The sequence below is a fragment of the Chloroflexota bacterium genome (assembly GCA_034717495.1).
Taxonomy (GTDB): Bacteria; Chloroflexota; Anaerolineae; order JAAEKA01; family JAAEKA01; genus JAYELL01.
In genome coordinates, this window is sequence record JAYELL010000033.1 from 26,802 (window position 1) to 42,539 (window position 15,738).

Consider the following 15,738-nt stretch of genomic DNA (forward strand, 5'->3'; position numbering starts at 1 on the left):
CCCAAACAACCCCCCCCCCCCGCGGCCCGGGGGGGGGCCCCCCCGCGGCTGTGTGTAGCCTCCGTTGGGATCAGCCGGGAAAGTGACAAGACGACGGCTGAAGCCTGGACTCCTTGTTCCGTTCCCCTACCTCTCTGAATCGAAGATCCAGGTAACCGCCCCAGCCAGGTCGTCGGCCACCGGGACCAACTCGTACCCCGCCGCCCGCAGCTGCACCAGTTGCGATTCTCCCCGGCCTGTGCGAACCATCACTGGCCTGCACCCGGCACGCAGGCCGGCTTCAATGTCGGTGACAGCATCTCCCACCAAAAAAGAGGCTCCCAGATCGATATCCATATCTTTTGCCGCCTGCAGCAGCATGCCCGGTCTCGGTTTGCGGCAGGTACAATCATCCTCGGGCCGGTGGGGACATGCATACACGGCGTCGATGCGCCCTCCCTCGGAGCGGATACGGGCCACGAGGGCATCGTTGATCGCGTTCATCTCTTCCATCGTCAGAATGCCCCGGCCTACCGGAGATTGATTGGTAATGACCACGATCGCCAGGTCGCTGGCAGCCAGGCGTTCCAATGCCGGGAAAACGCCCGGCAGGAATTCCACATCGGCCCAGGAGCGCACATAGTCGGCCCGGTTCTCGTTGATCACCCCATCCCGGTCCAGAAACACGGCACGTCGCCCGCCCCCATTGACCGTAGACCATTGACCACTGACAATCGACAATTTTTCACTCCTCGGGATATGCATCCTGGGCGCTGGCAAGCAATGCATCGCCGGAGGGCGGTTCCATGCGTATCCGCCTGCGCAGGGCGAAAAGCAAGCCGTGGCAGATCACGGAAAAAACATCCTCGACCTGTTCCATGCCGTGACTGGGCACCTGAATCGTCACATCACTCAGTTGCAGCAACCCACCTCCATCGAATCCGCATATACCGATTGTGGAGGCGCCTGCCTGGCGAGCCAGCCTGATCGTGTTCAGGACGTTGGCCGAGTTGCCACTGCCGCTGAAACCGATCACCAGGTCCCCCGGCTCGACGAAGTTGCGCAACTGTTCCGCCATGCCCGTTTCGTAGCCATCATCGTTGCTCCAGGCCATGAGCGCGGGCACATTATCGACCAGGGACATGGCGCGGAAGCGATGGCGGCCAGCCACGTTGGTTCCCTTGTTCAGGTCGCCGGCAAAGTGGGATGCGATGGCAGCGCTGCCACCGTTTCCGCAGACAAAGACACGAGCCTGCCGGCGCCAGGCATCCAGCAACTGTCCTGCTGCCGCATCGATCTGTTCAGCAGAAAGCTCGTCAAGCAACAGCGACACATCCCGTAGATAGGTGTTGATCCAGTTTATCGAGTCCATAGGGTTCTTTCGAGTAGTGAGGTCCCGGGAGAATCAGCGGTCCGGCATCTGCGCCTTGCCTCGTTCGAGGCGCAATACGCGCTGCGCTGTCTGAAGAAGGATCTGCAGATCAAGCCAGATCGTCCAATTGCGAATGTAGTACATGGTTAAGCGCATCTCGTCGGCCAGGGTGCGTTTTTCGCCTACAGCCCAGGGGCCTGTGATCCCCGGCTTGACAGTGAGCAGATTGGGCAGCCAGGTTGAATGCACGTCTGCCTGTCCAACCGATACCGTTCTGGGCCCAACCAGACTCATCTCGCCCCGCAGGATATTGATCAGCTGAGGCATTTTGTCAAGGCCGGTATTGAACAGGAATCGCTGCAGACCAGAGACCTGTGTGGCTGCTGCAACGCCGGACGCCATATCCCTCTCGCTTTCAACGGTCCCAATCAACGGATGGGCAAACAGGGGTCGCGGCGTGTGCCCCAAGCCGGTGTGGAACTTCCAGGTCGTGAACGTGCCACCGCCCGACGCCAATACCCGATGCCGCTCCAACGCGGGACCCTTTTTATTCCACCTGAGCGCCACGCCAATCAAGCCCATGAGCGGCAATGCTATCACCAGGTTGAGCGCTGCCAGACCGTAATCGAGGCCGGACTTCAACAGCGCATCGAAGCCTGTGATGCGTTGCCGGTTGACCAATAATAGTGGCACGTGGGCCTCGTGGGTCACCTGGACGCCCGTCGTGAGGATCTCGTAAAATCCGGGCGACAGCCTGATCTCGAAAGGTACCTCATCGCCAGCCAGACTGGCATCCTGCATAATCTCCTGGAACGTTTCCCAGGCCACGGCATTGCTGACAACGACGACCTCGGCAACATCGTACTGGGCAGCCACATCCTGAAGGCGGTCGGGGCCACCGAGTACCCGAAGCGAGCAATCGTCCTGCGGCCCGCTCTCCGTCAGTTTTACCATGGCACCGGCTGGCAGGAAGTCATCGATGAAACCGACGATCTCAACGCCGGCTGACGAGGCCGCCCGAAACTGGCGGGCGATGGCCATGCCCTGCTCATTGGCACCAACGATCAACGTACGCGTGCGCAGGTGCCCCTGGCGGCGCAGCCAGTAGATAATTTGGCGGAACAGAAAACGGCCTGCACCGACGAAAAGAACGCCAAAGAACCATAACAAGATCAGCCAACCCCGGCTGAGGGTAGCAATCCGCACCCAGTATCCGAGCATGATGACCGCCACAATGGCATACATGCCCGATTTGGCGATGTCGATGTAAACATCGAGGCCACCAAGCACGGTGCGCACGTCGTAGAGATTGTTGGCGGCAAAGATCACCAGCCAGATGGGCACAATCAGAAGGCTGACGCGAAGATAGATGGCGAACTCCTCGAAAGCCCGCTCCGGCAACAGGCCACTGCCGATGCGCAACCAATAGGCTGCCAGCAGTGCCAGCGCAACCGCTATGCCATCGATGACGACCAAAGCGACCTTTATCCGCCGCTTGCTTTTTTCGGTCATCCGGGCACCTCGCCCAACAATTGGGAATTGACGATCAGGTTTGACGCCGCAGCCGGCCGGTCGACGGCCTCGCGAATCAATCCGGGCCGGTGCCCATGCGGCGCAGTGCGGGAAATGGTGAGGCCGGCGTTCATCAGCACGCGCGCACCGGTGTTGTCGAAGCGAAAATCCATGCGGCGCAGGCCCAGTTTCTCCAGAGCCTGGGTGACAGCCAATTGGTATTCCGGTTCGCAATAGAGCATCAGGAATCCGCCGCCGCCAGCCCCGGTGATCTTGCCGCCAATTGCGCCCAAGGACCGGGCCGCATCGTAGCTCTCATCGATCAGCGCGTTGCTGATTCCGGGAGCGAAACGTTTTTTGTGCATCCAGTTTTCGTGAAGAAGTTGGCCAAAGGCAGTCAAGTCGTCTCGTAGCAAACTCTCTTTCACATCGGCCACCATGCCCTTGACACGATGAAGTGCTTCCACCGTTTTTGAACCGGTCTTGTGACTGGCATCGGTCTGCTTTTTCAGGATATCCGCCGAGTTGCGCGAGCTGCCCGTGAAAAAGAGCATGAGATTGTCCTGAAGTCGCTGGCGGGTATCCAGGGTGACATCGAGCGGAGTGACAGTTGTCCCATACCTGGTGAAAACAATCTCGTTGAGCCCGCCAAATGCCGCGGCGTACTGATCCTGCCTGCCAATGGGCATGCCCATCTTTTCGATTTCCATCTCACAGGCCAGTTCCGCCAGTTCCGGTTTTTTTAGATGCTCTCCCGAGGCGATGCTCAAGGCCTTGATAATAGCCACCGTCACCGTGCTGGATGAGCCCAGGCCAGTGCCGGGCGGGATCTCAGAAGCCAGGAACATCGATAAGCCCCGGTCGATGCCAAAGTGGTGCAGGATCGTTCTTGGCAACGCCAATATTCCATCGTCCGCCCGTTCGCCACCCAGAGAGTCCTGGCGAAAGAAGGTGCTGTAATCGGAGGATGCAACCTGCAGGGAATCGCCATCGTAGACCCGCAGGATCGCGTAAAAGTATTTGTCGATGGTCGTGTTAATTACAATACCATCATGTTGATTGAAATAGGCCGGCAGGTCTGTGCCTCCTCCGGCCAAACTGATGCGCACGGGCGCTCGGGCAATTAACATTGAACTATCTCACAGATCGGCTTTCATTTCGACAACATCGTTACAGATCGACGAGCAAGCCGGCGTGCCTGGAATCCAAGTCGTTGGCTACGGCTCATCTCTCTGGTTCCAATACCAAGACTGCCCTCTGGCGGCGGAAACATTCGAAACCGAAACTCCTGCCACATGGCTGCAGGTCGATCCAACAGCAACACTTCGATCATTGCCAGCCGCGTCCAGCCTTCCTTGTCATCCATCTCCGGCACAGCCAGCATATCTTCCGGCAGGATGGTCGACAAAACGCGCCGGCGAAGCAACGATGGACAGGTTGCGTCGAGCACGCCTGGCGGGACGGGCGAGTCCAGCAGGTCACTGGAAAGCGACAGGGCAGCATACAACAGCGTGCTTATGCCAGCAGATTGGGAACTGGCCACGATATACTCCCAGTCCAGCAGGGTGTCAAAGCGGCGAATCAACTCAGCCGCATCGCACAGCCACCGCAGCCCGACGAACCTGTGCTTACGCAGGTGCATGGCCTGGTGCAGCAACATATCCTCGGGCGAGAACCTGGTGGCCGGAGTCCCTTCGATTGCAAAGATCTCCGAGCGCCGCCGCAACAATGCATAATCGAGCGGAATCAGCCCACGAGGCGACAGAGCCCAATGCACCTCCACGGCCAACGGTTGCTCGGTCAGCAAACGACCATGTAAGTTCAGGGCGTAGCCATTGGCCAGATGAAAATCGACGAAATCCTTTTCAGGATCAAGGAACCCGAGGGACTGCATCACGCGACATGCATCCTCCAGGTCACGCTTTTCGACAAGCAAGTCGATATCGATGGAGGGGCGCAAGGTGAAGTCACCGTATACCATATCGGCCAGAGCAATGCCCTTGAGGTAAACGGGGTGGATTCCTGCTTCTTCCAGCCTATTCAGCACCAGCACGGCCTGTCTGGCCTGCACCATCATATCGAAGGAAATCTGGCGGGCGCCATCGGTGATCCGTTGCCGCGGCTTTTCGGGAACTGCTTCGACCAGGTCCAGCGTTGCCAGATTGTGTCGCACGAGACCGGTCACTTCGTGCAGTTCTGCCAGCCTGGCCAATGAAGTCCAGTCCACCGGCCCCTGAACCAGAGCGCGGATACGGCGGGTCTCATCGGAGGTCAGTACCGTCCTGCACAGCAACAATAGTAGCTCCGAGGTCGCCGCCCCGGACGTCCTGTCGATCTCGGATGCGGATGATGTGTGTGAAGGATACATAAGCATCAGGCCCATCGAGCTGGCAAGAACCGCTTTCCTCTACCAGCCGGATCAGGCACCGGCGATACGAACAGTCCCTAACTGCTTCATAACCTCTTCAGCCCCCGCATAGTAATCTCCGAGACCAGGCTGCTGCCAGGCCCAGGCCGCATACTCGGCAATAATCTCACCTAGCGAGGTTTCTGGTTCCCAACCCAGAGCGCGCAGTCTGCTGATATCGGAGACGATATGCCGCGTGTCGCCAAATCGGTATTCACCGGGCACTTCTGGATGCAAGTCCACATCAAGCACATCGGCAACCAGTCCTCCGTATTCTAGCACGGTCACCGGGTGTGCGCCACCTACGTTGAATACCTGGCCGTCAGCCCGCTCATCCTCCAGAACCAGAACGTTGGCCCGGGCCACATCGCCCACGTAGACATAGTCGCGCAACTGGCCACCATCCTCGTAGGCGACCGGCCGTTGCCCCGCCAGCATCCGAGTGACGAATATGCGGCAGATACCGGAGTAGGCATTGCGAAAGCTCTGGCGGGGACCCTGAGTGATCGAGTAACGCATGGCCGCCGAAGCAATGCCATAGCGCCCTCCCAGGTTGATGGCGATCATCTCCTGGGTGTACTTCGACATGGCATATTGGTTGTGGGGCCTGACAACAGCTTCATCTGTCAGAGAATGACTCATCGGGCCACCGCAGACGGGACAGCTTACCTCCCACCTGGAGGCCATCAGTTGCTCCTCCGGACGCAGCAACGGATATTGTATGCCGTGGTCAGCACATTGATACTTGCCCTCGCCATACACTGCCTGGCTGCTGGCAACGACAACCTTCTCGATCGGCAGGCGCTCCGCCACGATGAGTTCGTAGATCAACGCCGTACCGGTGGCATTGATATCGAAGAACTTGCTGAAGTCTGTCAGGTAATCCTGGTAGGCTGCGAGATGAAGCACCCAATCGATGCCTTCCAGGGCCCGGCGCACCACCTCCCGATCCCGCACATCCCCATGGATGAATTCCACGTCGGCCGGAAGATAGTCCGGCACCTGGCCAGGGATGTGCACCGGTGGCATGAGCGCGTCCAGCACCCGCACAGTGTAACCCTTTTCCAGCAGCAGGTCGACTGTGTGGGAGCCGATGAAACCGGCTCCACCGGTAACCAGTATCTTCGTCATAACAACCTTTCGTCCTGCCTAACCAGCACCCTTTCCGATCAACATCACAAAGGGCGTTTTGATCATGATCCGGAGGTCCAGCCAGATCGAACGGCGCCTGATATAATCGAGGTCGATCTCGACCATCTCGCTGAAACCAACCTGACTGCGCGCCGTGACCTGATAAAGCCCGGTGATGCCTGGTGTCACACTCAGGCGCTGCCTGGCCCAGTCGTCATAGTGTTCGTACTCGTAAGGCACCGGCGGCCGGGGACCTACCAGGCTGATTTGGCCCATCAGCACGTTCAACATCTGGGGCACTTCGTCGATACTCAACTTGCGCAGCCAGCGTCCGATCGAAGTTACCCGTGGATCGTTGACAACCTTGAAGATCCGCTGGCCACTTTCATCCTCCCCGAAGGCTGCATCGCTTTTTACGAACTGCTCCAGCCATTCCTTGTGAGCCGTGTTGTCGCTGTCGGCAGCCATGGTGCGAAACTTGTAGTAGCGAAAAGGCACGCCTCCTTTTCCAACTACGGTACCGCTATAGAACACTGGCCCCTTGGACGTGAACTTTATCATCAGACCAATCAGCAGCCAAATCGGACTGCCCAGGAAGAGAACCAGGAGGGAAAGCCAGACATCAACCGCGCGTTTTATGGGTCTATACCCGGGCGGTGCGTTTTGGTCCGCCCATTCGGCACTAATCAGTTGTGTTGTGTCAGTCGTCGCTTCCATTTTAGCAGTACCCGGCATCACGGGAGAACTTGTCACCTGCTCCAGCTCAACACCCTGTAATAAAACGCCTCCAGTTTCTCCGTCAAGACGCGCCAGTCGAATTCCTCCTCCGCTGTTCGGCGGGCATTTTCACCCATTTCCCGGCAGTTCTCGGGATCTGCCAGCAGGTCAAGAACCGCCCCGGCAAACTGTTGGGGATCGTCATTGCCTGCCAGCACGCCAGGGCGGCGCCGTTGCCAGAGATCCTCCAATACATCAAGCCGGGTACTCACGGTGGGCCGGCCGGAGGAAAGATAATCGTTGGCCTTGCTGGGCCAGATTCCATTGTTGGCTACCGTGTCCAGCAGGGGCAGAAGCAGCAGATTGCTCGCGCTGAGATAGGCTGAAACCTGCTCGTACTTGATCCATCCCGTCTCGATCAAATAGTCCCCGGCGCCACGTTGCCAGGCCGGAGCCAGATCAACCTTGTGATTGCCGATCAGCAACACCTTGATATCCTGACCACTTCGCCGGCGGATAGCTTCCATGATATCCAGTAGAAAGGGCAGGTTTTTGTGGCGCAACACCCCAAGATATCCCAGATAAATGCCATCCTTGCTCAAACCGACCTGGCGACGGGCCTCGAGCATGTCCATGGGAACGATTCCCTCCAGGTCGCAGCCCTGGGCCAGTTCGATGATGCGATCATGAGGAACCCCTTTTTGCAGCGCTCGCTCGTAGAGAGGTTGGCCCAGTGCAGTTGCGCCATCTGGATAGCCTCGAAAGGCCTCCTCGAAAAAGGTCTCCACCGGCGCCATCGCCGTCCGCACCACCGGATTGGATCGTTCGCTGTTGGTGCCGCCCCTGCCCCACCAGTCGCACCAGTCCAACACCATGGGCATTTTCCGGGCTCGCTGGGCGTAAATGGCAGGCAAAACAACGGCAGGCCGGCTGTCGAAGCCATGCACCATATCCCACCGGTCGCCCCGAATGAAGTTCATGCGGTTAAGGCTGTTCCAGGGATCCCAGCCTGAGCGACCCATGCCCCACAGCATATCGGGGCCTTCCACCATCCGCAGGCCACCGTCGACGACCTTCTCCTGGAATCCGCGCCGGGCGTCCGGTGAGATCGTGAGCAGGGTAACCTCATGGCCGCGGCGGGCCAGATGGCGAGCAAAATGATAGGTTCGGAAAAAGGTACCGCCACCTTTCCAGACAACATTGTGGTTCAGGATCAGGATGCGCAGGGGATCGGTCATTGAAGATAGCCCAACCCTTCCAATTGGCGCCGGGTCTCATCATCCAAACCAAGACCCGCTGCCTGCTGATCGCTGATCCGGGCATAGGCATGGCATTGCTCCAACCAGTCAGCGAGCAGACCGCGCATACCATCCGCAACCTCCGGAAAGCCCCCGATGACATTGTGTTGTTCCCCGGGATCAGCCTTAAGATCGAAGAGCATTTCCCGATCGGCCATCTGTCGGCGCATATAGAACATAGGATTGCGCACCAGTTTTTTGACCATTTCGGGATTGGTGAGGTGTTGCCAGTATCCCTGCATTCGCCGCTGCCAACCTGTAGTTTGCGAACCATGCTGCTCGCCATCAAGGGCAGCCGGCGGTGCAACCTTCAGGTACTTCCATCTCTCCGTACGTACGGCCAGAAGCCGGTTGTTGGCAATGGAGGACTGAGTCTCGGCATAGACGGCTCGATCCGACTCTGACACGCCTTCCAATACCGGCAGCAAGCTTTTCCCCTGCATTTCGCTCGCTTCCTCTGCCATGCCCAGGACATCCAGGATCGTCGGTGCAATATCGGTCAACTGCACCAATGCACCGCAGGACTTCCTGACGTCGGCAGGCACCCTCTTTTTTCCTCGAGGCATCTTGATCAGCAACGGCACGTGCATTACCTCATCGTAGGCCAGATGCCCATGTACGAAATCGCCGTGTTCCCCGAAGGCCTCACCATGGTCACCTGCCACAACGATCAACGTATCGTCGAACACCTCCAGTTCCCTCAAGCGCTGCAACAACAGCCCGAATTGGGTGTCAGTGTAAGCGATCTCGCCATCGTAAAGGTCCAGGAGACGCTGAACGTCCGCCTGATTGCGCACCTGGCGCACGCTTTCTGCGCTGCCATCGATCCGGCCACCATATCCTGGATCCGACCATCGATCGAAACCGGACGGCGGGTAATAGGGATCGTGCGGGTCCAGGGCCCAGAGAAACAGAAACCAGGGTTTTTCCTGACCGGTTGCCCCGTCCAGCCAGGTGAAGGCATGCTCGTTGACATCCTCGGCCAAAGGCAATACGACCGTCGTGTCCTGCTCGAAGTAAAGCTTCCAGGCGCCGGTATTGCTGACCTCGCGCCGGGCCACCAGGGATGGATCCTTGTAGAGATCGTTGAAATGATCAAAACCGATGGCAAAGCCCAGCGATGAGGAGACATTGCCAATGGTGCTCACGGCCGCCGTCTGGTAACCGGCTGCCTGCAGCAGTTCCGGCAGGCGTGGCACAGCCTTCAAAAACAGGTCACTGCGGGTGCGAACCCCATGGGCCGGCGGATAGCACCCACTGAGAATCGAGGCCGCTATTGGCTTGGTCCAGGTACTGGGAGCGAAGGCACGAGAGAAGCGCACGGTCTCCGATTCGGCCGCCAGACGGTCGATGTTCGGCGAAGTCTCCCTTCCATAGCCATGGCATCCCAGATGGTCGGCGCGCAGGGCGTCGACGATGTAGACCAGAACGTTGATCATCCAGATACAGACCTGTAGAGCTCCAATAATCGTTCCACGTAGATAGAGATGTCGTATTCCGCTAGTGCCTGCCTGCGGTTTTGGTTTCCCATGCGATCGCGGAGATCGGGATCGTCCAGCAATGCAGTGATCGCACCGGCCAGGGCTGTCACATCCCCTGGTGGCACCAACAGGCCATTGCGCGGCTCCTCAAAAATGTCAGGAATGCCGCCCACAGGCGTTGTTACTACCGGAAGGCCGGCAGCCATGGCTTCCAGCACGGCGATCGGAAGACCCTCGGCAAAGGAGGGAAGCACCAGTAAGCTCGATTCCTGCAGCAGTTTCAGCTTGTCATCGCCGCGCACAAAGCCGGGAAAGACCACCGCCTCTGGAAAGGCAACTGCCTCTCGCAGCAGGTCGGGTGGCGGTTCGCCGCCGCAAATAACCACCTTCACGCCCGGATGGGCCGCGGCAACCTGGGGCACGGCGGCTATCAGGTCCCGCACACCCTTGCGCCGGGAGAAATCGCCCAGAAAGAGTACCTGGTTGGGCAATCGGGTTTCGGGATTATCCGGTGGCCTGATCAGCTGGCAATCCACCGGGTTTGATAGCATCACTACCCGCTGTACGAACCCGGGCCCGGCATCCGCAATCTCAACCAAAACAGGCTGCCAGCCGGGCGAAAGCACAATGACCCTGGTCGCGCTGCGCAACGTCCAACGGACAAGACGCCTGCTGACGGCGCTACCGCCGTCGAAAAACGACGTCGCGGCACTTGCATCCCCTGGCAAATGCCAGTGAAACAGTACCGGCACACCTGACCAGCTCCCCAGAGCCAGATAAAGCGCGTGGCGATAGAAGCTGGTGCCGTCTCCGACATGCAGATGCATGACGTCCACGGACCGTCCCAGCAGATCGGCGGCCGTCTGCCACAGCGTCGCGCCGAAACGCCGTAGCTTGGCGATGGAACCGTGGCGAGTGCCTTCAGCCAGGTAGGTCAAGCAACAGCCTTCAGAGAGGCTCGAGTCCAGAATGGTTCCGGTCACGGCAGAGATTCCGCCGTAGATCCTTGGCACAGGGCCAATCATCAAGACTCGAAGTCCGGTCTCCGAAACCAGGGGCATGGGGTTTGTCAATTCAACCTGGCCGGACGAGCGAGACAGGTCACGCGATTTGATAAGGTCGAAGGTGTTAAAAACCCATGGGCCCAGCTCATGGATCGCCAGTCAAGCTGCCGGGCGCCGGGTCCTGGTCCTCAGGAAGCATGTATCTATCGATTGCCATGACAAGCCCGGCCATGATCCAGAAATAGACCGCTACCGTGGGCTGGGAAAAGACGTTGTCTCCCATGGCACCGACAAACATGCCGACAGTGCTGATCAAAAAGGCAAGGCCCAACAGCCGAAGCATTCGATCGGGCGCTTTCCGGTAGACGCGGAACCCCACGATGACCAGCACAACGAGGGTAGCAATGAAGGCCAGCGTACCGATCAGGCCCACATCCAGCATGAAGCCAAGAATCTCGTTGTGGGGACGGTTGCCAACCAGAAACTTCTCCCGCCGCCAATAAAGGCCTCCGGACGCGGGCCCCGCCTGAAGAATGTAGTAATTCTCGAAGGCTTTCATGCCCAGCCCACCCAGAAGGCTCAACGGATTGCTGGTGATCCATTCGGTTGCGAAACGCCAAACATCGAGGCGACCGAAAAGGGTACTATCACTTTCGGAAACCTGGGTAACGCGGTTGAGCAGAGGCGCAAATGCGACCAACGCCACACCCGCAACCAACGGAATGGAAAAGAGCAATTGGCGGAAGCGAGCCTTTTTCTCCAACAAACCCAGAACAAGAAGGGAAGCCACCATGGCAATCCATGCACCGCGAATAAACGTCAAAACCAGGGCCACGACAGCAGCCAGCATCAACGCAAATAGCAGCGGCCGGCTGAACCACCATGAAACGTCCGAGCAGTCACCCAACTGATCGGTGTCCTCGCCTCGCTCGGCAAGGAAAAGAACCAGCAGCAACGGGATGATCAACACCAGATAGTACGCCAGTGTGAAAGGCCCGCCTGCCAGACCATAGATACGGTTAAAGACCGCGCCCGCCCAGATGATTTGACCTCCGCCGGTTGCCGCCTGAAAAAAGCCGATCAAAATGGGTATTAGCGCCGAAACCACCAGGGCCAAAACCATTCGTCTGACCTGCACCCGGGTACGGATCGTGTCGACAATCAACCAGACCAGCGCGTAATAGCCAACAAAGCGAAAAATGCCCTTGATAGATTCCAGTTTCACCGGGGTCCAGATCAAAGTCACGATGGGCACCGCAAGAAAGATCAGATAGGGCACCGAAATGGGCAGTCCACCCACGGGCTTGCGATCAATCAGAATCCGGAGTAAGGTTCCGACGAGCAGCAAGGACATCAGCACGATGTCCGGGCTCAGGCGTACCCCGCCAAACGAGATATCGACGCTGTTCAGGTTGACGGCAAACAGGGTGTAGAAGATCAGTGCCCATTCAGGCCGCATGACAACAGCGGCGATCCAGATGATCCCTGCGGCGGCAGCCAGCAAAAATAGGGCCAGCCTGGGGGATTGGAAATAACCCAGAAACAGGCCAATCATGACCGCGCCAGCCAATCCTGCCGGTATCAACAACCAGGCGGGATGGAAACGAAAGCTGCGGGGGCCTGCTGAGCGACCAATTTGAGCGTTGAACACTGGATGATCCGTCCCGCTATTCTCGCAAATAACCGAGGCCGGCCAATTGCTCGCGGATGGCTGCCTCTTCATCTGCCGACAACTGTACCCCGTCCGCGGCGGGTTGCGTCTCGTATTCCTCGAAAGCCACCGGCTTTCGTGCATCCGGCGAGAAGAGGTCTATGAGAACGTTGCCGTCCATGGCGGGTGAGATTGGCAAGCCCATCGAGTACAGAATGGTGGGCGCCATGTCGACAATGTTCGCTCCTTCCAGCCACTCTCCCTGGCGGACTCCCGGTCCTGCTGCCACGAACAACCCGGTGGGGTGGTGGCTCGCGCTGTACTCGCTGAGCTGATCCATCGGCATGGGCGTTACCAGGGGTCCATCGATCGCAGCACCGCCGGTGTAGTCGGCGGTCAACTCAACCAGTATATCCGGAATATCGTCCAGGTAGGGTCCTTCAAAGAGTTCCTCGCGCCGGGATGCCCTGGCAACGATCGGGACGCCGGTATCGGGATCGGTCAGCTCCGCCAACATCTCGACCAGGTGCTCACAGAGGCGCTCGTATTCATCGCCAGGCGACACAATGCCCTCGGATTGTCTCCCTACCATGTTGACGACAATCCCCTCGACGGAGGGGAATATCTTGAACCGGTACACCTGGGTTTCCGACCAGTCGACATTGCTGAGATTCATATGCCTGGCAAACAGGTTGGCCCGCATCCCGGCAGGCATCCGGTGCCGCAGCCTTTCGCGCCATTGGGTGGGCAGGTTACGGCGCAATCCGCTAACCATCCTGTTGAACCGACGCGATTTACCGGAGGTGCCAGCTCGCCTGCGAAGCAGCCCCTGTCCGGCCAACCACGCGTTCAAATGTACTTGCCGGTGGGGATAGGGTCCCATGCCATGGTCCGACATCACGAAAATGGTTGTCTCGCCCGGTTCGGGGATGGCTTCGAGCAACCGGCCGATTTCCCGATCTGCCACCTCATATTGGTGATTGATGACCTGGCCGAACTGTTGCGCCCCTTTTGCATCGTAGGCGGGATAATCGGGGTCGGCATATTTCCAGAACAGATGCGGGATGTTATCGGTACTGTTCCATACGATCAGGAAGAGGTCGAATTCCTGTTCATTTAGGGCATCAAGCGAAATATCGGTATACTTCTGCACCCAATAATCGGCAGCTCTGGCCGTTTCCTCCGGGGACAACGAGAAGTTGAAATTATCAGGCATCTCGTCCCAACGCCCCAAGTCCCGCGCCATCGATTCAGGATACACCTGAGGCGCCGGGCCGAACGGCCTGGGAAAGCCGCTGACCAGGAAGCCGTTGACCGCAAAGGGCGGATAGGTCATCGGCACCCCGACAGATCCGACCCGTCCACCTCGCTGGCTCACCAGTTCAGGAAGACTTCGCCCCTGATAGTCGCCACTGGTGGCAAACTCGTCCCGGTAGCCGCCATAGGTACTCAGGTCGAACTTTCGAAACTGGTAGACCCCGTGTCGGCCTGGGTTCTGTCCGGTCAGAAAGGTCACCCAGGCAGCGGCCGAGATCGGAGGCACGGTAGACGCCAGCGGACCTGCCGTGCCCCGGGCAACCAATCGGGCCAGATTGGGCATGCAACCCGTTTCCATCAGGGGTCGGGCGATATCCCAGGTCGCACCGTCGAGACCGATGACAATGACCGGGGAAAGGGGTACAACTGTCGGCTTCTGCATAGCCGCGGAATTGTACCACGCAGCCAATGATGTGCCAAGAACATGGTTGTACCGTCGGGGCATCCCCAATAAAGAAGCCAGCGAAAAGGTTGTGATGTCCACAAGGGTTGCTCGACCTGCCAACCCCTATCTTTGACCCGCTCCAGCTTCTGCGGTATGATCAACCTCGATGAGTTCACCGAAGGTCTGCGTGATCAGCCTTCCTCTGTCCGGTCTAACGGGAAGGTCGAAATGAACCGCAGATCAACGCTGATATACGCTGATCAGACACCAGAAAAGAAAAGAGAGGATCAGCGACCATCTGCGCCGAAGGTCTGCGTGATCGGCGTTTCTCTGGCTTGTCCAGGTTAGTACCTACCAACTACCATGAAAAACGAGCACAACTCGGACCCAACCGTCGATCTCTTCTACAGCGAAAGTGGCGTCGGACAGCCGCTGGTCCTGCTCCATGGCCTGGGCGGCACCGGCAATGACTGGGAACTCCAATTGCCTGCTTTTGCACCCAGATACCGGTCCCTCTCTGTCGACTTGAGAGGCCACGGTCGCTCGCCCAAGCCCAAGGGCCCCTACCACATAACCCAGTTTGCCGGCGACGTGGTCAAGCTGTTAAAGAACGTTGACGCCTATCCTGCCCATGTGTTGGGTCTTTCCCTGGGAGGTGCCGTCGCTCAACAGTTGGCTATCGATTATCCAGACGCGGTGCGCAGCCTGGTCCTGGTCAATACCCTGCCTCGCTTCGTATCATCGCAATGGCGCTACCGTTTGATGGGTGCCCGTCGCTTCGCCAACCTCTATTTCCAGGGCATGGACAAGGTGGCCGAAGATGTGGCTGAACGATTGTTTCCAATGCTGGAACAGGCACCCTTGCGAACGGAGGCTATTTCCAGACTGGCCACCAATGATATGTCGGCCTATCGAGCGAGCATCTGGGCGGTCGCCCGCTTCGATGTCACCTTGTTATTGGACTTGATTGACTGCCCCGCGCTGGTGGTTGCCGGCGACCGGGACATCACAATACCCCTGGAACCAAAGGTTGCCCTGGCCGACAGCCTGCCAAACGCCAAATTCACCATGGTCTATGACTCTGGGCACGCGACACCTATTGACCAGCCCGAAGTATTTAATCAGGCTGTGTTGGATTTCCTGGAGTCGACAGGTGCCGGCGGTTGAACCTGGACCAGAGTTCGCCGACATGCCAGAAGCCCCGGTGATAGCCGGGGCTTCTTCGTTTAGCAGGCGGGTAATCTAGGGCATCTAGTGGATTACTTCGTCGTCCAATAATAGCATCAACTGGTCGAGCGTGAACATCGGAAAAAACTCCAATAACTCTTCCAGTGGATAGCCCTGAGCCAATAGATTTAGAACTAACTCACGAGGTAAATCGTTGTTGCTCTTATCATCTGGCTCGTATGACACCCGCTCCAAGCGGGCATGACGTCGATCCAAAGTACAGGGCCCTCCAATTTTTAGGTTGAGTTAGTATAGCA

The 15,738-nt window shown here is 58.3% G+C and carries 13 protein-coding genes; 1 reads left to right on the forward strand and 12 read right to left on the reverse strand.

Annotation, left to right across the window (positions count from 1 at the left end; translation table 11 throughout):
- Positions 1-126: 126 nt before the first annotated feature.
- The 12 genes from gmhB to U9R25_06410 form a co-directional block, all read right to left on the reverse strand.
- Entirely contained in the window at positions 127-720 is a 594-nt protein-coding gene (gmhB, locus tag U9R25_06355) for a D-glycero-beta-D-manno-heptose 1,7-bisphosphate 7-phosphatase (protein MEA3335515.1), read from the reverse strand.
- 4 nt (positions 721-724) lie between these two features.
- On the reverse strand, positions 725-1,351 hold the full coding sequence (locus U9R25_06360; GenBank protein ID MEA3335516.1) for an SIS domain-containing protein: 627 nt from the start codon (positions 1,349-1,351) through the stop codon (positions 725-727).
- Between the two features lie 33 nt (positions 1,352-1,384).
- Positions 1,385-2,863, reverse strand: a complete 1,479-nt coding sequence (locus U9R25_06365) for a sugar transferase (GenBank protein MEA3335517.1) — start codon at positions 2,861-2,863, stop codon at positions 1,385-1,387.
- The gene (locus tag U9R25_06370) at positions 2,860-3,993 is read right to left on the reverse strand and encodes a GHMP kinase (GenBank protein MEA3335518.1); all 1,134 of its coding nucleotides are present in this window, start codon (positions 3,991-3,993) and stop codon (positions 2,860-2,862) included. Before U9R25_06370 ends, U9R25_06365 begins: the two co-directional genes overlap by 4 nt.
- Positions 3,994-4,016: 23 nt before the next feature.
- Complete coding sequence (locus U9R25_06375; protein MEA3335519.1) at positions 4,017-5,156, reverse strand: nucleotidyltransferase family protein; 1,140 nt, start codon at positions 5,154-5,156, stop codon at positions 4,017-4,019.
- A 126-nt stretch (positions 5,157-5,282) separates the two neighbouring features.
- On the reverse strand, positions 5,283-6,401 hold the full coding sequence (locus U9R25_06380; GenBank protein MEA3335520.1) for an NAD-dependent epimerase/dehydratase family protein: 1,119 nt from the start codon (positions 6,399-6,401) through the stop codon (positions 5,283-5,285).
- Between the two features lie 18 nt (positions 6,402-6,419).
- The gene (locus U9R25_06385; GenBank protein ID MEA3335521.1) at positions 6,420-7,136 is read right to left on the reverse strand and encodes a sugar transferase; all 717 of its coding nucleotides are present in this window, start codon (positions 7,134-7,136) and stop codon (positions 6,420-6,422) included.
- A 14-nt stretch (positions 7,137-7,150) separates the two neighbouring features.
- Positions 7,151-8,356 (reverse strand): glycosyltransferase family 4 protein, encoded by a 1,206-nt coding sequence (locus tag U9R25_06390; GenBank protein ID MEA3335522.1) that lies wholly within the window; start codon positions 8,354-8,356, stop codon positions 7,151-7,153.
- Positions 8,353-9,855 carry a sulfatase gene (locus U9R25_06395; GenBank protein ID MEA3335523.1) on the reverse strand — a complete coding sequence of 501 codons (1,503 nt, stop codon included), beginning with the start codon at positions 9,853-9,855 and terminating at the stop codon, positions 8,353-8,355. The genes U9R25_06390 and U9R25_06395 overlap by 4 nt, the downstream gene beginning before the upstream one ends.
- Positions 9,852-10,880, reverse strand: a complete 1,029-nt coding sequence (locus tag U9R25_06400; GenBank protein ID MEA3335524.1) for a glycosyltransferase family 4 protein — start codon at positions 10,878-10,880, stop codon at positions 9,852-9,854. Before U9R25_06400 ends, U9R25_06395 begins: the two co-directional genes overlap by 4 nt.
- 166 nt (positions 10,881-11,046) lie before the next feature.
- The gene (locus U9R25_06405) at positions 11,047-12,552 is read right to left on the reverse strand and encodes an O-antigen ligase family protein (protein MEA3335525.1); all 1,506 of its coding nucleotides are present in this window, start codon (positions 12,550-12,552) and stop codon (positions 11,047-11,049) included.
- Positions 12,553-12,568: 16 nt separating this feature from the next.
- Positions 12,569-14,353, reverse strand: a complete 1,785-nt coding sequence (locus U9R25_06410) for an alkaline phosphatase family protein (GenBank protein ID MEA3335526.1) — start codon at positions 14,351-14,353, stop codon at positions 12,569-12,571.
- A gap of 264 nt (positions 14,354-14,617) precedes the next feature.
- Between U9R25_06410 and U9R25_06415 the strand changes: the two genes are divergently transcribed.
- On the forward strand, positions 14,618-15,421 hold the full coding sequence (locus U9R25_06415; protein ID MEA3335527.1) for an alpha/beta hydrolase: 804 nt from the start codon (positions 14,618-14,620) through the stop codon (positions 15,419-15,421).
- The last annotated feature ends 317 nt before the right edge of the window (positions 15,422-15,738 follow it).